This is a genomic window from Sinorhizobium sp. 6-70 (assembly GCF_030124375.1).
In the GTDB taxonomy this organism is placed as follows: domain Bacteria; phylum Pseudomonadota; class Alphaproteobacteria; order Rhizobiales; family Rhizobiaceae; genus Sinorhizobium.
Map to the genome: position 1 here is coordinate 1 of NZ_JASKLS010000004.1, position 18,385 is coordinate 18,385.

At 62.2% G+C, this 18,385-nt stretch carries 21 protein-coding genes; 13 read left to right on the forward strand and 8 right to left on the reverse strand.

The window, feature by feature from the left end; translation table 11 throughout:
• The 13 genes from QN222_RS09735 to ureG all read left to right on the forward strand — a co-directional run.
• The coding region (locus QN222_RS09735; RefSeq protein ID WP_283963187.1) for an alpha/beta hydrolase at positions 1 to 177 on the forward strand (177 nt) is incomplete at its 5' end.
• 278 nt (positions 178 to 455) lie between these two features.
• Entirely contained in the window at positions 456 to 1,289 is an 834-nt protein-coding gene (locus tag QN222_RS09740) for an urease accessory protein UreD (protein ID WP_283963184.1), read from the forward strand.
• A gap of 27 nt (positions 1,290 to 1,316) precedes the next feature.
• Entirely contained in the window at positions 1,317 to 1,619 is a 303-nt protein-coding gene (locus tag QN222_RS09745) for an urease subunit gamma (protein WP_283963183.1), read from the forward strand.
• 63 nt (positions 1,620 to 1,682) lie between these two features.
• Positions 1,683 to 1,937: a DUF1272 domain-containing protein gene (locus tag QN222_RS09750; RefSeq protein ID WP_283963182.1), complete on the forward strand. Its 255-nt coding sequence runs from the start codon at positions 1,683 to 1,685 to the stop codon at positions 1,935 to 1,937.
• 13 nt (positions 1,938 to 1,950) lie between these two features.
• On the forward strand, positions 1,951 to 2,256 hold the full coding sequence (locus QN222_RS09755) for an urease subunit beta (RefSeq protein WP_283963181.1): 306 nt from the start codon (positions 1,951 to 1,953) through the stop codon (positions 2,254 to 2,256).
• Positions 2,253 to 2,675, forward strand: a complete 423-nt coding sequence (locus QN222_RS09760; RefSeq protein WP_283963180.1) for a lysozyme inhibitor LprI family protein — start codon at positions 2,253 to 2,255, stop codon at positions 2,673 to 2,675. Before QN222_RS09755 ends, QN222_RS09760 begins: the two co-directional genes overlap by 4 nt.
• A 3-nt stretch (positions 2,676 to 2,678) precedes the next feature.
• A complete protein-coding gene (locus QN222_RS09765; protein WP_283963179.1) occupies positions 2,679 to 3,326 on the forward strand; it encodes a Urease operon accessory protein in 648 nt (215 codons plus the stop codon).
• 3 nt (positions 3,327 to 3,329) lie between these two features.
• Positions 3,330 to 5,042, forward strand: a complete 1,713-nt coding sequence (gene ureC / locus QN222_RS09770; protein ID WP_283963178.1) for an urease subunit alpha — start codon at positions 3,330 to 3,332, stop codon at positions 5,040 to 5,042.
• Positions 5,043 to 5,229: 187 nt separating this feature from the next.
• Positions 5,230 to 5,769, forward strand: a complete 540-nt coding sequence (locus QN222_RS09775; RefSeq protein WP_283963177.1) for a peroxiredoxin — start codon at positions 5,230 to 5,232, stop codon at positions 5,767 to 5,769.
• A 162-nt stretch (positions 5,770 to 5,931) separates the two neighbouring features.
• Positions 5,932 to 6,228, forward strand: a complete 297-nt coding sequence (locus tag QN222_RS09780) for a putative quinol monooxygenase (RefSeq protein ID WP_180938756.1) — start codon at positions 5,932 to 5,934, stop codon at positions 6,226 to 6,228.
• A 1-nt stretch (position 6,229) separates the two neighbouring features.
• Positions 6,230 to 6,718, forward strand: coding sequence for an urease accessory protein UreE (ureE, locus tag QN222_RS09785; RefSeq protein ID WP_283963176.1), 489 nt, complete (start codon positions 6,230 to 6,232; stop codon positions 6,716 to 6,718).
• Positions 6,711 to 7,382, forward strand: coding sequence for an urease accessory protein UreF (locus QN222_RS09790; RefSeq protein WP_283963186.1), 672 nt, complete (start codon positions 6,711 to 6,713; stop codon positions 7,380 to 7,382). The genes ureE and QN222_RS09790 overlap by 8 nt, the downstream gene beginning before the upstream one ends.
• Positions 7,383 to 7,521: 139 nt before the next feature.
• Complete coding sequence (gene ureG, locus QN222_RS09795; protein WP_284005398.1) at positions 7,522 to 8,133, forward strand: urease accessory protein UreG; 612 nt, start codon at positions 7,522 to 7,524, stop codon at positions 8,131 to 8,133.
• A gap of 17 nt (positions 8,134 to 8,150) precedes the next feature.
• On the opposite strand, the gene QN222_RS09800 is transcribed toward ureG, so the two are convergent.
• The 8 genes from QN222_RS09800 to QN222_RS09835 all read right to left on the reverse strand — a co-directional run bounded on the left by QN222_RS09800 (position 8,151) and on the right by QN222_RS09835 (position 18,306).
• Complete coding sequence (locus tag QN222_RS09800) at positions 8,151 to 8,831, reverse strand: Crp/Fnr family transcriptional regulator (RefSeq protein WP_283963174.1); 681 nt, start codon at positions 8,829 to 8,831, stop codon at positions 8,151 to 8,153.
• 245 nt (positions 8,832 to 9,076) lie between these two features.
• Positions 9,077 to 12,385: an efflux RND transporter permease subunit gene (locus tag QN222_RS09805; RefSeq protein WP_284005400.1), complete on the reverse strand. Its 3,309-nt coding sequence runs from the start codon at positions 12,383 to 12,385 to the stop codon at positions 9,077 to 9,079.
• A gap of 13 nt (positions 12,386 to 12,398) precedes the next feature.
• Positions 12,399 to 13,586: an efflux RND transporter periplasmic adaptor subunit gene (locus tag QN222_RS09810; protein ID WP_283963172.1), complete on the reverse strand. Its 1,188-nt coding sequence runs from the start codon at positions 13,584 to 13,586 to the stop codon at positions 12,399 to 12,401.
• Positions 13,587 to 14,142: 556 nt separating this feature from the next.
• The gene (locus QN222_RS09815; RefSeq protein WP_283963171.1) at positions 14,143 to 15,135 is read right to left on the reverse strand and encodes an ABC transporter substrate-binding protein; all 993 of its coding nucleotides are present in this window, start codon (positions 15,133 to 15,135) and stop codon (positions 14,143 to 14,145) included.
• 148 nt (positions 15,136 to 15,283) lie between these two features.
• Entirely contained in the window at positions 15,284 to 16,153 is an 870-nt protein-coding gene (locus QN222_RS09820; protein WP_283963170.1) for an ABC transporter permease, read from the reverse strand.
• A complete protein-coding gene (locus QN222_RS09825) occupies positions 16,150 to 17,034 on the reverse strand; it encodes an ABC transporter permease (protein WP_283963185.1) in 885 nt (294 codons plus the stop codon). The genes QN222_RS09820 and QN222_RS09825 overlap by 4 nt, the downstream gene beginning before the upstream one ends.
• 2 nt (positions 17,035 to 17,036) lie before the next feature.
• Positions 17,037 to 17,525, reverse strand: a complete 489-nt coding sequence (locus tag QN222_RS09830; RefSeq protein ID WP_283963169.1) for a GNAT family N-acetyltransferase — start codon at positions 17,523 to 17,525, stop codon at positions 17,037 to 17,039.
• A complete protein-coding gene (locus tag QN222_RS09835) occupies positions 17,515 to 18,306 on the reverse strand; it encodes an ABC transporter ATP-binding protein (protein WP_283963168.1) in 792 nt (263 codons plus the stop codon). The genes QN222_RS09830 and QN222_RS09835 overlap by 11 nt, the downstream gene beginning before the upstream one ends.
• Positions 18,307 to 18,385 lie beyond the last annotated feature (79 nt).

Consider the following 18,385-nt stretch of genomic DNA (forward strand, 5'->3'; position numbering starts at 1 on the left):
ACCCTGATCATCCATGGCGACGACGACCAGATCGTGCCGATCGATGCGGCGGCGCGGGCCTCGAAGACACTCATCCCGCAGGCGGTGCTGAAGGTCTATCCCGGTGCCCCGCACGGCATCACCGACACCCACAAGGATCAGCTCAACCAGGACCTGCTCGAGTTCGCGAGGTCGTAATCTTCGAGCGAAAGACAAGGGGGCGCCCGAGCGGCGCCCTTTTTCTTTTCATGGGAAGCGGGCTGATCGGGACGGAAGAAACCCGAACGGCAATGGGCATCAAGGTCGGCGACAACGTCACCGCCTTGTTTACCGGTCGCGACCGCCGGAGAGGGGCCTAAAGCAGCAAGAACCTCGCGAATTCGCCTTGCGAAACAATGCCTTGACTTTGAGGCCCGGCTCGCGGACGATGCCGCCATCGGTACTTGCCGTGTGTCAAAAAATATCCAACGGCCTTCATGAATAGTGCAGCAATCATCGCTCCGCAGCGGGCGTGGGGAAAAGGGCGGCTCGTTGCCAAATGCCGGAGCGGCCGCACGGCTATCGCCGAACTCTATCAGGAAGGCTGCGCCAAGATCCGTCTGCCAAAGACCTTTGATGCGTCGCTTGAAGCGGTGCTGATCAATTCGTCGGGGGGGATCACCGGCGGCGACCGGATGGCCTGGGCGTTCGAGGCGGGCGAAGGCACGGCGCTGACGTTGACGACGCAGGCATGCGAGAAAGTCTACAAGGCGAGCGCGGGAACGGCCGAAATCTCGACGCGGATCCTTGTTGCTGGTGGAAGTCGAGTCGATTGGCTGCCGCAGGAAACCATCCTCTTCGACCGCGCATCCTTGGCGCGGTCCCTGGAAGTCGAGCTTGCCGGAGACGCAACCTTTCTGGCGGTCGAGGCGGTTCTTCTCGGCCGCAAGGCGATGGGCGAGGCCGTGCAGGCTGGTCTCTTCCGCGACCGCTGGCGGGTGACAAGCGGCGGCCGGCTTCTGCATGCGGAGAACCTAACGCTTGCCAATGATATTGCCGCACTCGCGGGACGTTCCGCGGTGCTCGGCGGTGCGGCAGCCTTTGCGACACTGCTTTATGTCGGGACGGATTGCGAAGCGATGCTGCCCGGGCTGCGAGGCACCCTCGGCGGCTATGCGAGCGCCGGGGTCAGCCATTTTCAGGTTGCCGGTCGTGACAAGCTGGTCGCGCGCATCGCAGCGACAGACGGCTTCGCACTTAGAAAAATTCTTGTCCCGGTTATTTCGCACTTGCGTAACGATGCATCTGTGCCGAAAGTCTGGACGATATGATCCCACAATTCATTGGACGGCCGACGCATGAATCTCACCCCGCGCGAAAAGGACAAGCTGTTGATTTCCATGGCGGCGATGGTCGCGCGCCGGAGGCTGGAGCGCGGCGTGAAGCTCAACCATCCGGAAGCGATCGCCCTCATCACCGATTTCGTCGTCGAAGGTGCGCGGGACGGGCGCTCCGTGGCCGACCTGATGGAAGCCGGCGCGCATGTCCTGACCCGTGACCAGGTCATGGAAGGGATTCCCGAAATGATCCATGACATTCAGATCGAGGCGACCTTTCCGGATGGGACGAAGCTCGTCACCGTCCATGAACCGATCCGCTAGGACGTAACGAAAGAGTGTGGAGCGACTTCTGACCGGACCCGCCGTCAACCTTGAGGGGCAACCATGCTGAGGCTGCGCCCGAACTGCGAATGCTGTGATCGCGACCTGCCGCCGGAGAGCCGGGAGGCCATGATCTGCACGTTCGAATGCACCTTCTGTGCCGACTGTGCCGACAAGAAGCTTGACGGCATCTGCCCGAATTGCAGCGGCGAACTGGTCCGCCGGCCGATCCGCCCGGCTCAGATGCTTGCGAAATATCCGGCGTCGACGGAGCGCGTGTTGAAGCCGCAAGGCTGCGCGGACGGTCAAGCGGCGTGAAGAGGAGAAGGCATTGATTCCTGGCGAAATCATCGCAGCCGACGGAGAGATCGAACTAAACGTCGGTCTCCAAACCGTTACCATCGAGGTTTCCAACTCCGGGGACCGTCCCGTGCAGGTGGGGAGCCACTATCATTTCGCCGAGACGAACCCGGGGCTGATCTTCGATCGTGACGCCGCCCGCGGCAAGCGGCTCGACATTCCGGCCGGTACGGCCGTCCGCTTCGAGCCCGGCCAGACGAGGCAGGTCACGTTGATCCCGCTTTCAGGCAAACGCGAGGTGTTTGGCTTCCGCCAGGCGATCATGGGCAAGCTATGAGGGTGTTCGCGTCTCTATCCGGCTTGCTTCTGCTGTCAGCGGTTTCGGCCGCCGCGCAAGAACAGCCAAGGGTCGATTGCCAGAACGCTGTGACGCAGATGGACATGAACATCTGCGCCGGCCAGGACTATGACCGAGCCGATGCGGACCTGAACAACATCTACAAACAAGCGGTCGCTGCCATGAAGGCGATGGACAAGGAACTCGGCGAAATCGACGCCGCCTATCCCGGGGCAGAGGAAGCATTGAAGAAGGCACAACGGGCCTGGATCGGCTACCGTGACGGGCAGTGCGAACTGGCCGGGTTCGAGGCGCGTGGCGGTTCGATGGAGCCGATGCTGGTTTCCGGCTGCCTGGCGGAACTGACCCGCAAGCGAACAAGCGAATTGAAGCAACTTCTCGAACCGAGCGGAAACTGACCGTTGAGCGGCCGCACCATCACGATCGTTGGCAATGGCGACGTGCCGCAAGGCGCGGCAGCCGCGATTGACTCCGCCGATCTCGTCATCCGCTTCAACGATTGCCGCTCGGTCGGCAAGGGCGGGACAAGAACCGACATCGTCGCGGTCTGCAATACTGGTCGCCCAGCGCTGTCGATGCTCGGTGGAGGTCGATGGAAGAACAGCGGGGCAGTGCGGCGGGCGAGCGAGATATGGAGCGTCCGTACTGGCGCGAAGTTTGCCGCCATGCGGGCGGATCTTATGAAGATGCACCCGGATCTCGACGATTTCTGCGACGATTACACCGCGGGCTTCGAAGCGTTCGCGCGTGCGACAGGCCGGCGTCATCGGGTGATCCCGGTGGAAACCCACGAGCGGCTTGAGCGCGATCTCGCCCGCTTCGCGCCGGCGCCCTATGTCGTGCCGTCGAGCGGCCTTGTGGTGATCGCCGAGATCCTGTCCGCTTTCGCCCAGCCCGAAGACGATGTCGTGCTGGCCGGCTTCGGCCATAGCGGCTGGGAATGGCATCCCTTTGCCGCCGAACGCCGCTACGTCGACGCGCTTGTCGCCGAAGGCTGCCTGCGCCGCCTCGACCGATCCCAATCTTCAGACTTTTCCGACGGAGCCTGATCCATGCCCCACAAGATGTCGCGCGCGGCCTATGCCAACATGTTCGGTCCGACGGTGGGCGACAAGGTGCGCCTTGCCGATACCGAGCTTTTCATCGAGGTCGAGAAGGATTTCACCACCTATGGCGAAGAGGTGAAGTTCGGCGGCGGCAAGGTTATCCGCGACGGCATGGGGCAAAGCCAGGTGACGCGCGAGGGCGGTGCGGTCGACACCGTGATCACCAACGCGCTGATCGTCGACCATTGGGGGATCGTGAAGGCGGATATCGGCCTCAAGGACGGGCGAATCGCGGCGATCGGCAAGGCCGGCAATCCGGACACGCAGCCGGGCGTCACGATCATCGTCGGGCCGGGCACAGAAGTGATCGCCGGCGAGGGCAAGATCGTCACAGCCGGCGGCATGGACAGCCATATCCACTTCATCTGCCCGCAGCAGATCGAGGAGGCGCTGATGAGCGGCCTCACCTGCATGCTCGGCGGCGGCACCGGCCCGGCGCACGGCACGCTCGCAACGACCTGCACGCCTGGCCCCTGGCACATCGCCCGGATGATCGAGGCGGCTGATGCATTCCCGATGAACCTGGCCTTTGCCGGCAAGGGCAATGCGTCGCTCCCCGGTGCGCTTGTGGAAATGGTGCTCGGCGGCGCCACCTCGCTGAAGCTGCACGAGGATTGGGGCACGACGCCGGCGGCGATCGACTGCTGCCTGTCGGTTGCCGACGAATACGACGTGCAGGTGATGATCCACACCGACACGCTGAACGAGAGCGGCTTCGTCGAGGATACGATCGCCGCGATCAAGGGCCGGACGATCCATGCCTTCCATACGGAAGGGGCGGGAGGCGGCCATGCGCCGGATATCATCAAGATCTGCGGCCAGCCGAACGTCATTCCGTCTTCGACCAATCCGACCCGGCCCTATACGCTGAATACGCTGGCTGAGCATCTCGACATGCTGATGGTCTGCCACCATCTGTCGCCCTCGATTCCGGAAGACATCGCCTTCGCCGAAAGCCGCATCCGCAAGGAAACGATCGCGGCCGAGGACATCCTGCACGATATCGGCGCCTTTTCGATCATTTCGTCCGACAGCCAGGCCATGGGCCGCGTCGGCGAGGTGGCGATCCGCACCTGGCAGACGGCCGACAAGATGAAGCGCCAGCGCGGGCGGCTCAAGGAAGAGTCCGGTGGCAACGACAACTTCCGGGTCAAGCGCTACATCGCCAAATACACGATCAACCCCGCGATCGCGCACGGTCTCAGCCACGAAATCGGTTCGCTGGAAGTGGGCAAGCGTGCCGACCTTGTCATCTGGAATCCGGCCTTTTTCGGCGTGAAGCCCGACATGGTGCTGCTCGGTGGCTCGATCGCCGCGGCGCCGATGGGCGATCCGAATGCCTCGATCCCGACGCCGCAGCCCGTTCACTACCGGCCGATGTTCGGAGCCTATGGCCGGAACCGGACCAACTCCTCGGTCACCTTCGTCTCACAGGCGTCGCTCGATGCGGGGCTTGCGGGACGGCTGGGGGTCGCCAAGGAGCTCGTCGCCGTCCAGAACACCCGCGGCGGCATCGGCAAGGCGTCGATGATCCACAACAGCCTGACGCCGCATATCGAGGTCGATCCGGAGACCTACGAGGTCCGTGCCGACGGCGAGCTGCTGACCTGCGAGCCGGCGACCATTGTGCCGATGGCGCAGCGCTACTTCCTGTTCTAGGCGGCCGCCCGGGGCGAGCAGAAAGCCATGCGTCGCCCGCATGGCAGCCATGCGGAGCCACCCAAAACGCTGCTTTGATGCTGCACCGCAGCGCAATCTCCGATAGGAAAAGACTCTCACTTTCGGCCGGCTGCGTTTTCCTCCCAAGACTGATCGCGGCCGGCAGCCTGTCCTGAAGGAGATGACGATGCTCGGCAGAAAAGTTCCCTCTGTAACCTTCCGTACTCGCGTCCGCGACGAAGCCGTCGGCGGTTCCAATCCGTTCCGCTGGCAGGACGTTTCGTCGGACGACTATTTCGCCGGCAAGCGCGTCGTGCTGTTTTCGCTTCCGGGTGCCTTCACCCCCACCTGCTCGACCTACCAGCTTCCCGATTTTGAAAAGCTCGCCGCTGAGTTCCGCGCCGAAGGCATCGACGAGATCTACTGCATCTCGGTCAACGACGCCTTCGTGATGAACGCCTGGGGCAAGTCGCAGAGCCTTGAAAACGTCAAGCTGATCCCGGACGGCTCGGGCGAGTTCACCCGCAAGATGGGCATGCTGGTTGCCAAGGACAATCTCGGCTTCGGCATGCGCTCCTGGCGTTATGGCGCCGTCATCAACAACGGCGTCGTCGAGCAGTGGTTCGAAGAAGAAGGCTACTCCGACAATTGCGATAGCGACCCCTACGGCGTTTCCTCGCCGCAGAACATTCTCGACGCGCTGAAGTCGCAGAAGATCGCCGCCTGATCCGGTTATGAATGCCTGCGCTTCTTGGAGGTGCAGGGCCGAACACGACTGAAGGCCCCGGTTTGCCCAGGCAGGGTGTGGAAACCATTTCGCTTCCGCCTTCCTGCTGGCGCCGGGGCCTTTTCTTGTTACATTGGTGGCGGAAAGGCGCGGCGAGGATCAATGGTTTACGTTATCGCATATCTGAAGGCACATGCGGGCAAGGGCGATGACGTCGTCGCCTTGGCGGCACCACTGATCGAGGCCACGCGCAAGGAAGCGGGCTGCATTGGCTACGATCTCTATCGCAAGCCCGCGGAACCGGACACGCTGGTCTTCGTCGAGAACTGGAAAGACCGGGCGGCGGTGGACGCCCATTTTGGCGAGCCGCATCTCAAGGCCTTTCAGGCGGCGATGGCGGATCTGCTGGCAGACGCTCGCATCGAGGTCGTGCACCCGGAAAGGACAGAGGTGATCTGACGTGCCTTATCGCTCGACCGAAGTGCTGTCGCCGGGCCCCGCGGACAAGGCGGCGCTTCACAGCGTGACGCTCGCCCATGACGAGCGCCATCTAAGACGAAAGCTGCTGCATCTCGAAAACGACGATGTGGTGATGCTCGACCTCAAGCAGCCGGTGATGCTCGCCGACGGCGACCTCCTCGTGCTGGAAGGAGGCGGCTACATCCGGATCAAGGCCGCCGACGAGGCGCTTTACGAGGTTCGCGCGCGGGATGACGTGCACCTCATCGAGCTTGCCTGGCACCTCGGCAATCGACATCTTACGGCGGCGGTCGAGGAGGGGCGCATCCTGATCGCCCGCGATCCCGTCATCCGTGCAATGCTTGAAGGCTTGGGTGCCACCGTCGGCGAAGTGACCGAACCCTTCCAACCGTTGCGGGGCGCTTATCACGGCGGTGGACATGGCCACGGCAGTCACGGCCACGGCGGTCACCACCACGACCATGGCTGACCAGCCCGACACGCGGGCGCTCCTGCGCCTCGTTACCTGGCTATCACCCGCCTTTCCGGCCGGTTCCTTCGCCTATTCCGGAGGACTGGAACAGGCGGTTCACGATGGTCTCGTGACCAATGCCGAAGAGCTGCGGCTTTGGCTGGAGACGCTGCTGACGCGCGGTGGCATGTGGAACGACGCCCTTCTTCTGGCCGAAAGCTATGAGGGGCATGAGGATCCGCGACGATTGAAGGCGGCGAGCGAACTGGCGGAAGCGATGGCGGGTTCGTCGGAGCGTCACATGGAAACCTTGCTGCAGGGCGAGGCATTTCTTGCTGCTGCGTGCAACTGGCCGAGCGCCGTATTCGAGTTGCTTGGACCGGTGGCGGTCTATCCGGTGGCTGTTGGCGCCGTGGCCGGTGCGCATTGCACCGGATTGCGGCCCGCGATCGCGGCCTACCTCGGCGCCGCCACTTCCAACGCGGTTTCGGCTGCCATTCGCTGCGGAGTCATCGGTCAGCGCGATGGCGTCGGCGTGTTGGCTGGCCTCGAGAACACGATCGCCGCTGTTGCCGACCGCGCCGCGCAAGCCTCGCTGGACGAGCTTGGCTCGGCGACGATCATGGCCGATATTTCGTCGCTGAGACACGAAACGTTGCATACCCGCCTGTTCCGCTCCTAGATCACGATGATTTTGGTTCGAATCGAACCAAAATCATCGTGAGCGATTCTAATAAGTAGCGCGGGATGCGGGCGGAAAACCGCGGACACTTTTCCTCATCCCGCTCTAACGGGCGGCCGTATCCTGAAAGGAAACGCAGATGCCATCGAAAAACGGTCCCCTTCGCGTCGGCATCGGCGGCCCGGTCGGTTCCGGCAAGACGGCGCTGACTGACAAGCTGTGCAAGGCGATGCGGGAGAAATATTCCGTCGCGGTCGTCACCAACGACATCTACACCAAGGAAGACGCCGAAGCGCTGGTACGGATGCAGGCGCTGCCCTCGGAACGGATCGTCGGTGTCGAAACCGGCGGCTGCCCGCATACGGCGATCCGCGAGGACGCGTCGATCAATCTGCAGGCGATCGCCGACCTCAATCGCCGGATTCCCGATCTCGACGTGGTCTTCATCGAATCCGGCGGCGACAATCTGGCAGCGACCTTTTCTCCCGATCTCGCCGACCTGACGATCTACGTGATCTCCGTCTGCCAGGGCGAAGAGATCCCGCGCAAGGGCGGGCCGGGGATCACGAAGTCCGACCTCCTTGTGATCAACAAGAAGGATCTTGCCCCCTATGTCGGGGCCGACCTCGACGTGATGGAACGGGATGCGGAGCGGATGCGTGCGGCAAAGCCGTTCGTCTTTTCGGACATGAAGCGCGGCGACGGCATAGACCGGATCGTCGAATTCCTGACCGTGGAGGGCGGGCTCTGACGCTGTAGGTAAGCTGCTCAGAAACGCTCCAGCGCTTGCCGGTCGCGGATTTCGATCATCCGGCCTTTGACGGTGACGCCCGACTGGCGGAGCGTCGAGAAGGCGCGCGACAGGGCCTCCGGCGCCAGACCGAGCTTGCCCGCAAGCACGTTCTTCTGGAATGGCAGGCGGAACGAGAAGCTGCTCAGCCCGTCCGGGCAATGGCTGAGGATATAGCTTGCGACCCGCTGAGGCGCGGTGAGCAACCGGTCCTCGGCAAGGCAGTCTTCCGTCATCTTGCCATGGCGGCAGAGAAGTTCGATCAGCGCCTGGGCGACATCGGTATTTTCCGCGGCAAGCTGACGAAGCTTGCCGCTTTCGAACCGCGCGACGATCAGGGCCTCCGCTGCCTGCGCATTGGCGGTCGCACGATGCTCCAGGAACATGGCGTTTGCGCCGAAGATCTCGCCCTTGGGCAATACGGCGATGTCGGCTTCGCGACCATCCTTGCCCAAGCGGTAGAGACGGACGAGACCAGAGAGCACGAAGAAGACATGGTCGATCGGGTCGTCCTGACGAAACACGATATCGTGTTCCTCGTGCGTGGAAACGATTGCGCCCTCAAGGATAGCCTCTGCCGTCGGTCGCGGCAGTCTCGCAAAGAAATGCGAATCGAGAAGAACAGTTCTGTCGGTCGAGGTCAGTCGCAAGGTCTTCATCCGTGCCATTCCCGAATTGGATCGAACCATGCTAATCGGTCATCGAAAGACGCGAATTGACCCCGATCAAATAACTTTCACAAAAAGGCCCGCGCATGACGGCGCAGGCTACAGCGCCGCGCGTCTTATCAGACGCGCAAAGGTCGCTGTAGCCCTGTGAAGTGCTGCATGTTTTTATCCTTAAATCGGCTATGATTTAAGGAAACATGCAGTAGATAGTGTGCGTTTGCGGCGCAGGAGCGGTTTTACTCGGCGGCAAGCGCCGGATGATTGACGACCTTGCGGCCGGACTTGTCGTCACGCTGCTGCTCTTCCAGCACCTTGATGCGTTCCTGCAGTTCCTCGATCGTGCCGCCCTGCTCGGCGGCGAGCCTTGTCAGCGCCTCGCGGTCGAGCGGCAGATCCTCCTCGTCCTTCTTGCCGATGAAGCGGCCGAAGATCCAGGCGAGCAGCCGCGACAGGTCGTCCATGATCAGGAAGAAGGAGGGAACGACGACGAGGCTCAGGACCGTCGAGACGATGATGCCGCCAATGACGGCGATCGCCATTGGAGCGCGGAAGGAACCACCTTCGCCGACGCCGAGCGCAGAGGGCAGCATGCCGGCGGACATGGCGATCGAGGTCATCACGATCGGGCGCGCGCGCTTGCGGCCGGCTTCGATCATCGACAGCGTGCGGTCCATGCCGTGATGCATCATCTCGATACCGAAATCGACGAGCAGGATCGCGTTCTTGGTGACGATACCCATCAGCATCAGGATACCGATCAGCACCGGCATCGAGAGCGCGTTCTGGGTCAGGATCAGGGCTCCAGCCACGCCGCCGATCGCGAGCGGCAGCGAGAACAGGATGGTGAAGGGTTGGATCACATCCTTGAACAGCAGGATGAGCACGACCAACACCATCATCAGGCCGAGCAACATGGCGTTGCCGAAGCTCTGCTGCATTTCCGCCTGCACCTCGGCATCGCCGCTTTCACGGAACTCGACCGTCCCCGGCAGCTTAACTTCGCCTGCGATCTGCTTGAAGCGATTGGACGCGGTGTCGAGCGCGACACCAACCGGAAGGTCGGCACCCAGTGTCACGACGCGGTAACGGTCGTAGCGCTTGATCGAGCTCGGCCCTTCCGAATAGTTGATGTCAGCAACGCTCGAAAGCGGAACGGTCGCGCCGGACGCAGTTTGGACCTTGAGGTTACGGATCGCCGCGAGATCCGTTCGGAAATCCCGGTTGAGCTGGACGCGGATCGGGATCAGCCGGCCGTCGAGCGCGATTTTGGTGAGTTGCGCGTCGATGTCACCGATGGTGGCGACGCGGATTACCTCGGAAATCTGCTGCGTCGTGATGCCGAGACGGGACATCTGATCGGCGCGCGGACGGATCTGCAACTCCGGCCGCGGCAGCGCGCCATCGGGGCTGACGTTGGCGAGCAGCGGGTCACTGCGCAGCTTGACTTCAAGAGCTGCGACGGCGCTGTCCAAGTCTGCGTCGTTGTTGGAGAGCAGGTTGAACGACAGATCGCGCTCGCCACGGTCGTTGAGCTTGGTGACACGAACGTCGGGGATAGAGCGGAGCTCTGCGAAGATCTCCCTTTCGATCTCAGATTGCGGCTTGATGCGGCCCGCCGGCGGCAGCTTAGGCAGGTACTCACCGATCAGCGGCATGCGGCCGATGACGTCGTTGACGACCCTGTTGACGAGCGAGTGGTCGAGCTTCTTCAAAAGCACGGTGACTGCGGCGCGCCGCAGTTCGAGATCGCCCTTGGGCGAGGCGCCGCCGAGCACGAAGACGTCCTCGACGCCGTCTATGTCCTTGATGCGGTCATAGATCTCGGTCGTCGTCCGGTCCGTGTCCTCGAGCATCGCATCCGGCGGCAATTCGATCGACAGGCTGACGCGCGAATTATCCTCCGGCGGCAGGAAGCTGCCCGGAACCTGGAACAGGAAGTAGAGGGAGATGGCAAGGCAACCGATGGCGGCTAACAGCGTCGAATAGCGCCAGCGGGTTGTCACTCTGATGATGCCCGTATAGAGCGTCATAATGGCGCTGTCGTCGCTTCCGTGGTGGCCTCCACCGACATCGCTAGGCTTCATCAGATAGGCCGCCATAACGGGCGTGATCAGGCGGGCGACGAGCAGCGAGAAGAAGACGGAGACGGCGACCGTCAAGCCGAACTGGATGAAGTATTGCCCCGGAATGCCCGGCATGAAGGAGACCGGGACAAAGACGGCGATGATGGTGAAGGTGGTGGCGATCACCGCCAGGCCGATCTCATCCGCCGCCTCGATCGCGGCGCGGTAGGGCGACTTGCCCATGCGGATATGCCGCTCGATATTCTCGATCTCCACGATCGCGTCATCGACGAGGATACCGGTCGCGAGCGTCATTGCCAGGAAGCTGACGAGGTTCAGCGAGAAGCCTAGGAGCTCCATCACCCAGAAGGTCGGGATCGCCGAGAGCGGCAGCGCGATCGCGGAAATCAGCGTTGCACGCCAGTTGCGCAGGAACAGCAGCACGACGACGACGGCGAGCAGTGCTCCCTCGATCAACGTATGGATCGCAGCTTCGTAGTTGCCATAGGTGAAGTAGACCGAATCGTCGACCTTCTCGATGGTGACATCCGGGTGCTTGGCGCGAATGTCGTCGAGCGTCTTGGCGACCGTTTCCGCAACGGTGACTTCACTAGCGCCTTTTGCCCGGAAGACGGCGAAGGTGACGCCAGGATGGCCGTTGAACCGGGAGAATGATTTTGGTTCTTCGTAGGTGTCGATCACCGTGCCAAGTTTCGAGAGCCGGACGAAACGGCCGTTTGGCAGCGAGATCATGGTATTGGCGAGTTCGGCCACGTCACGCGTGTCGCCCAGCGTGCGGATCGCCTGTTCGCTGCCGCCGACCTGGCCGCGACCGGAGCCGAGATCCATGTTCATGCGGCGAAGCTGGCCGTTCACGTCGGCGGCGGTGATGCCGTAGGAGTTCAGACGGTCTTCGTTAAGCTCGATGCGGACCTCCCGATCGGAGCCGCCGTAACGGTCGACACGGCCGATGCCGCTCTGGCCCTGGATCGCGCGCTTGATCGTGTCGTCGACGAACCAGGACAATTCCTCCAGCGTCATGCCGGGTGAGGAGACGGAGAACGTCTGAATCGCCTGGCCTTCGACGTCGACCTTGGAGACGATCGGCTCTTCAATCGAGGTCGGCAGGTCGCTGCGGATGCGGTCGATCGCGTCCTTGACGTCCTGCACGGCTTGGGTCGTAGGCACCTCCATGCGGAAGATGACGGCGGTGGTCGAACTGCCGTCGGTGATCGTCGACTGGATATGGTCGACGCCAGAGACGCCGGCGACCGCATCCTCGATCTCCTTGGTGACCTGGGTCTCGAGTTCGGCAGGAGCGGCACCACTCTGCGTGACGCTGATCTGAACGATCGGCACGTCGATGTTCGGAAAACGGGTGATCGGCAGGGAATTGAACGACTGCCAGCCGAGCACGACAAGCACGAAGAAGGCCAGGATCGGCGCGACCGGATTGCGGATGGACCAGGCTGAAAAGTTCATGGTCTCGTTCCCGTCAGTTGGTTGCCGGCTGCGCGGATTTGACCGGGTTGATGCGGTCGCCGTCGCGCACATAGGCGCCGGCCTTCGCCACTGCCTGTTCACCTGCCTTGAGGCCGGAAAGGATTTCGACGAACTGTCCGTCCTGGATACCGGTTACCACCGGCACAAGCCGCACCACGCCGTCTTCGACCTTGCGGACGATTGCCTTGCCGTCTTCGGCAGTAACAGCCGTTTGCGGCAAAACAACCGTTTGTTTTTGTTCGACGGTGATGACCGCGCTCGCATACATGCCGGCGCGAGCCTTGGACGTGTCGCTGATGGTAATGTCGACGGAACCAAGCCGCGTCTGAGGGTCTACGGTCGGTGCGATCAGCCGGATTTTGCCCTCGATCGTCGTGCTGCTTCCGGCAAGCCTGACCGTCGCCGGCTGTCCGACGGCGAGTTTGACGATGTCTGCCTCGGCGACATCCGCCTTCATCTCGATCGCACCGTCGCGGATGATGGCGAAGAGCGGCTCGCCGCTGCCGCTGGCGATGGCGCCGATCTTGGCGTTCTTGGCGGAGATCACGCCGCTGACGGGAGCCTTTACGGCGGTACGCGCAAGACGCAGGTCGATGTCGTCGATCTGTGCCTGCACCACCTTGATGTCGGCCGTGGCGACGCTCACCGATTGCTCGGCCGAGTGGACGCGAGCGCGAGCAGCAGCGGCGAGCGCCTTCAGGCGGTCGGACTCGGCAGTCGACACCGTGCCGTTCTCGGACAGCCGCACGGCACGATCGGCAACGCGTGTCGCCTCTTCCGAATTTGCCGTCATTTCGGCGAGCTGGGCGCGCAACTGGGCGAGCGACGCCTCCGCTTTGGCGAGATTGGCTTCGAGCTGGCTCTTCTGCAAGAGCAGTGCATCGTCGTTGAGCACGACCAGGGTGCTGCCTTCTTCGACCCTGTCGCCGACATCGACGTTCAGCGATCGGACGGAAAGGCCGTCGACCAGCGGTGAAACGTAGGTTTCTTCGACAGCTTCGATGGAGCCGGTGGCGATGACGCGGTCACTGATCGATTGCTGCACGGCTTCGGTGACGACGATCGAGGGGAGCGTCTGCGATTGCTGCGGCTTAGCGGCCTCTTCGGCGAACGCGCTGGAAAATGCGCTGAGTGTCATCGCCGCGCAGGCACCGAAAAGAGGTAGAAGTTTCTGAGCCATCGGCCTGTTTTCCTGAAAATGAAATACCGGACATCGCACCCAAGCGGCGAAGGTCTGGCTTAAATCACCTTATTCTCTTGCGTTCCATGCACCGCCGACAGATCGCCACGTTCACGGGCATGGTCACAAGCTTAAATTTCGACCAATGCAGGCGGTTTCAAACCGAATACATCGAGTCCAGGAAAAAGTTCCCTAAAGGGCAAAGCTTAAGAAAACGATTTCCTCCCTGCGCCCGCTCCAGCCAAACGCTTTCGCCTATGTAATCGTCGTGCGAAATGCTTACAAGGTCGCGGAAGCAATGGTGCCTCACTACTTTTATTCTCGTATATCTCGCAGTGCAATATGGCGAGAATGCAGAGGACGCAACTCCGGCGCGACTTTTTGACCACTGCATGTTTCCGTAAATCGTAGCCGATTTAAGCAGCGACCTTTGTGCGCCTGAAAAGACGCACGGCGCTGTAATGCTGCGGCTGATCTTGGGCCGGCGCCAGGCTATAAGAAAAAGGAGCGCGCGGCGGGGGCCGCACGCTCCGGTTTCCATCGGCTTCCGCGCGTATTACTTGAGCGCTTCGTCCGTTACTTCGTGCGTCCAGGCGCCTTCCGGCTCCTTGGAGATGACCGGGTCGGAGCCCCCGGCGAGCAGCGACTGAACGGTGCGCTTGTAGTCGGCCTCGTCGAGCGTGCCGTTGGAGCCTGCGGTCAGCTTGGCGATTTCACCCATCATGCGCTTCTGATGCTTCTCCGTCTGGGCGCCGGTGGAATCGTTCTGAAGAACGATATCGGCGGCCTCGTCCGGGTTCTCCTCTGCATATTTCCACCCCTTCATCGAGGCGCGGACGAACTTCACCATCTTTTCCTTGAAGGCCGGATCCTTGAGCTTGTCCTCGAGCACGTAGAGACCATCTTCGAGGGTGGCGACGCCCTGGTCTTCATACTTGAAGGTGACAAGGTCTTCCGGCTTGATGCCCGCGTCGATCACCTGCCAATACTCGTTGTAGGTCATCGTGGAGATGCAGGCGGCCTGCTTCTGGATCAGGGGATCGACGTTGAAGCCCTGCTTCAAGACGGTCACACCTTCCGGACCGCCGTCCGTCGGGATCTTCAGATGCGCCATCCAGGAGAGGAAGGGGTATTCGTTGCCGAAGAACCATACGCCGAGCGTCTTGCCCTTGAAGTTGTCAGGGCTCGTCACGCCGGTCTCCTTGAGACAGGTCAGCATCATGCCGGACTTCTTGAACGGCTGGGCGATGTTGACGAGCGGCACGCCCTTTTCGCGTGTGGCGAGAGCGGAAGGCATCCAGTCGACGATGACGTCGGCGCCGCCGCCGGCAATCACCTGCGCCGGAGCGATATCCGGGCCGCCGGGCTTGATATCGACGTCGAGGCCCTCTTCCTCGTAGAAGCCCTTGTCCTTGGCGACGTAGTAGCCGGCAAACTGGGCCTGGGTGACCCACTTCAGCTGCAGCGCGACCTTGTCGGCGGCATTGGCATGGAAGGCGGCAAGCGAAAAGACGCCTGCAGCAAGCAGAGACGCAAGTTTCTTGTTCATGTCTGTTCCCTCTTATTGTTGGTTCATTCTCATTGTCGCTTCATTCCTAGATCATTTCATTGTTTCATTGAAACCCTGATATGATCTAACTGTTTGAAACTACGCAATTCCGTACGGAAAGCCGCTGCACACCTTTCCTGGAATTGCTCTAGGCCCGTCCACTGCGGATGGACGGGTGCCAGAAAGTGACGGCGCGCTCGGCGAGCGCCACCACCCCGTAGAAGGCGGAGCCAGCCACCGCCGCGACGGCGATCTCGGCCCAGACCATGTCGACGTTCATGCGGCCCACCTCTGTGGAGATCCGGAAACCCATGCCGACGATGGGCGTCCCGAAAAATTCGGCAACGATGGCGCCGATCAGCGCCAGCGTGGAGTTAATCTTGAGCGCGTTGAAAATGAAAGGCCAGGCGGCCGGCAGGCGCAGCTTGACGAGCGTCTGCCACCATGTCGCCGCGTAGGTGCGCATCAGGTCGCGCTCCATATGGCTGGCCGCCGCCAGGCCGGAAACCGTGTTCACCAGCATCGGGAAGAAGGTCATGATGACGACGACTGCGACCTTCGACTGCCAGTCGAAGCCGAACCACATGACCATGATCGGCGCGACGCCGATGACGGGGAGGGCGGAGACGAAGTTGCCGAGCGGCAGCAGCCCCTTCTGCAGGAAAGGAGAGCGGTCGATCAGGATCGCCACGGCGAAGCCGAGGCCGCAGCCGAGCGCATAGCCGGTCAGCACGGCCTTGAGGAAGGTCTGCCGGAAATCGGCCACCAGCGTCGGCAGCGAGTTGACGAGACGCTGCCAGATCATCGACGGCGCCGGCAGCAGCACCGACGGAATGCTGAAGCCGCGGACGATGCCCTCCCACAGCACGAGAATGGTGATGCCGAAGAGGAGGGGAACGGCGAAACGCGCGGCGTTGGTGGCCGTCGGGTGAGCAAAGTGCTGGCGCACGAGCCATTCGTTGACGGCCCAGGCAGCGAGCCAGAAGAAAACGGCTCCGGCGAGAATGGGCATGTTCATGGCTTGGCCCCCATGCGCTTGAGGACGGCCGTGTGCGCCAGGCCGACAATCATCACGAGGACGGCCGCGAGCGCTGCCGCCATGAACAGGGCCGCCCAGATCTGCACTGTCTGGCCGTAATAGGACCCGGCGAGTAGGCGGGCGCCAAGCCCCGCCACGGCTCCTGTGGGCAACTCGCCGACGATCGCGCCGACAAGCGAGATGGCGACGGCGACCTTCAGTGAGGTGAAGAGGTAGGGCATGGAAGACGGCCAGCGCAGCTTCCAGAAGGTCTGCGCCGAAGAGGCATTATAGGTATGCATCAGGTCGAGCTGGATCGCTTCCGGACTGCGCAGTCCCTTGACCATGCCGACGACGACCGGGAAGAACGAGAGATAGGTCGAGATCAGCGCTTTCGGCAGCAATCCGGCGATGCCGATCGCGTTCAGAACGACAATGATCATCGGCGCGATCGCGAGGATCGGGATCGTCTGGCTGGCGATCACCCACGGCATCAGGGACCTGTCCATCGCACGGTTGTGGACGATGCCGACGGCAAGCAGCACGCCGAGCGCCGCGCCGATGCCGAAGCCGAGCAGTGTCGCGGAAAGCGTGATCCAGGCGTGATAGACAAGGCTGCGTTTCGAGGTGATCGCCTTGTTGACGGTCGTATCCCAGATTTCGGCGACGACCTGGTGAGGGGCGGGCAGAACGGGCCGCTCCTGGGCCATCGTGTTGCGGACGATATCGGAGAGCCCGATCTCGGTGCCGGCGCGTGCGGCCGCGTCGCGCTCGAAGGGCGCGTTGAGGAATATGGCAGCGACGTACCAGACGGCGATCAGGATGAGGACCACGGTAGAGATCGGAAGCAGCTTGTCTCTGAAGAAGCTCTCTTCGCGCATGGTCACGCCTCTCTTCCGCTCAAGGGTTCGGCGCGCCAGTGATAGAGAATGTCTGGCAGCTTCTCCTCGTTTTCGCCACCGGTTCTGCGCACCGGTACGAAGCCCTCCCGTTCGTAGAAGCGTTGGGCACCTCTATTGTGTTCAAAGGTCCAAAGCCTCAGTTCACCTGTCGCCCGTTTTTTCGCTTCGTGCAGCAGCGCCGTTCCGATTCCAACGCGCCGGTGGCGTTCGTCCAGATAGAGCGCAGTCACAAAACCGTCCGCGGACAGGGCAAGAAAGCCCGCGATTTCGCCCCGACAGTCGGCGACTATGACGGGCCCGCTTGCAAAGACGCTTTCCCGATAATGCCGTACCACATCGTCTGCCGGATGGACCCTTGGCATCCACGCCGTAGCGTCTACCCAGCGATTGAAGATGTCGGCGCACGCCTCCATGTCCGCCAAATCCGCATCGCGACAGCGAGCCTGGGCGGCGCAAGCACTACTCGTCATAGCTGTGCCCCGCTCTCAAACCCTCGCGCACGCGGTGGGCGATTTCCAGGAACTCCGCCGTCTCGCGAATGCCGAGTGGCCGCTCTCGCGGAAGAGTGGATTCGATGATGTCGGTCACGCGGCCGGGGCGGGGGCTCATGACGACGATTTTGGTCGAGAGGTACACCGCCTCCGGAATCGAATGGGTGACGAAACAGATGGTTTTGTTGGTTCGCGCCCAGAGTTTCAGAAGCTGTTCGTTCAGGTGGTCGCGAACGATCTCGTCGAGGGCGCCGAATGGTTCGTCCATCAGAAGAAGGTCGGCGTCGAAGGCGAGCGCGCGGGCGATCGAGGCCCGCTGCTGCATGCCACCGGAAAGCTGCCAGGGATATTTCTTGCCGAAACCCGAAAGGTTGACGAGTTCGAGCGTACGCTCGATCCGGGCCTTCCGCTCATCTTTCGAATAGCCCATGATTTCGAGCGGCAGGGCGATGTTCTTTTCGATCGTGCGCCAGGGGTAAAGCGCTGCCGCCTGGAAAACATAACCGTAGGCGCGGTGCCGGCGGGCCTCCTCCGGCGTCATGCCGTTGACCGCTATGGAGCCGGAGGTCGGTTTCTCGAGGTCGGCGATGACCCGCAGGAATGTCGTCTTGCCGCATCCGGACGGGCCGATGAAGGAGACGAAGTCGCCCTTGGCCACATCGAGGTTCACGCCCGTCAGCGCGTTGACCGGCCCGTCGCTGGTCTGGAACGTGAGACCGAGATCCCGAGCCGAGACCACGGAGGCAGAATTGGATGTCATGGGCGGATTCTCATTGTGGCTTGTCTGTGGCAGACTGCTATCCGAACCTGCAACATGCAATGCCGCCGATGTCGTCTGT

Coding starts and splice junctions, on each gene's coding strand:
- QN222_RS09740 (WP_283963184.1), top strand. CDS start 456: ATGAATAGTGCAGCAATCATCGCTCCGCAGCGGGCGTGGGGAAAAGGG.
- QN222_RS09745 (WP_283963183.1), top strand. CDS start 1,317: ATGAATCTCACCCCGCGCGAAAAGGACAAGCTGTTGATTTCCATGGCG.
- QN222_RS09750 (WP_283963182.1), top strand. CDS start 1,683: ATGCTGAGGCTGCGCCCGAACTGCGAATGCTGTGATCGCGACCTGCCG.
- QN222_RS09760 (WP_283963180.1), top strand. CDS start 2,253: ATGAGGGTGTTCGCGTCTCTATCCGGCTTGCTTCTGCTGTCAGCGGTT.
- ureC (WP_283963178.1), top strand. CDS start 3,330: ATGCCCCACAAGATGTCGCGCGCGGCCTATGCCAACATGTTCGGTCCG.
- QN222_RS09775 (WP_283963177.1), top strand. CDS start 5,230: ATGCTCGGCAGAAAAGTTCCCTCTGTAACCTTCCGTACTCGCGTCCGC.
- QN222_RS09780 (WP_180938756.1), top strand. CDS start 5,932: ATGGTTTACGTTATCGCATATCTGAAGGCACATGCGGGCAAGGGCGAT.
- QN222_RS09790 (WP_283963186.1), top strand. CDS start 6,711: ATGGCTGACCAGCCCGACACGCGGGCGCTCCTGCGCCTCGTTACCTGG.
- ureG (WP_284005398.1), top strand. CDS start 7,522: ATGCCATCGAAAAACGGTCCCCTTCGCGTCGGCATCGGCGGCCCGGTC.
- QN222_RS09800 (WP_283963174.1), bottom strand. CDS start 8,831: ATGAAGACCTTGCGACTGACCTCGACCGACAGAACTGTTCTTCTCGAT.
- QN222_RS09805 (WP_284005400.1), bottom strand. CDS start 12,385: ATGAACTTTTCAGCCTGGTCCATCCGCAATCCGGTCGCGCCGATCCTG.
- QN222_RS09810 (WP_283963172.1), bottom strand. CDS start 13,586: ATGGCTCAGAAACTTCTACCTCTTTTCGGTGCCTGCGCGGCGATGACA.
- QN222_RS09815 (WP_283963171.1), bottom strand. CDS start 15,135: ATGAACAAGAAACTTGCGTCTCTGCTTGCTGCAGGCGTCTTTTCGCTT.
- QN222_RS09820 (WP_283963170.1), bottom strand. CDS start 16,153: ATGAACATGCCCATTCTCGCCGGAGCCGTTTTCTTCTGGCTCGCTGCC.
- QN222_RS09825 (WP_283963185.1), bottom strand. CDS start 17,034: ATGCGCGAAGAGAGCTTCTTCAGAGACAAGCTGCTTCCGATCTCTACC.
- QN222_RS09830 (WP_283963169.1), bottom strand. CDS start 17,525: ATGACGAGTAGTGCTTGCGCCGCCCAGGCTCGCTGTCGCGATGCGGAT.
- QN222_RS09835 (WP_283963168.1), bottom strand. CDS start 18,306: ATGACATCCAATTCTGCCTCCGTGGTCTCGGCTCGGGATCTCGGTCTC.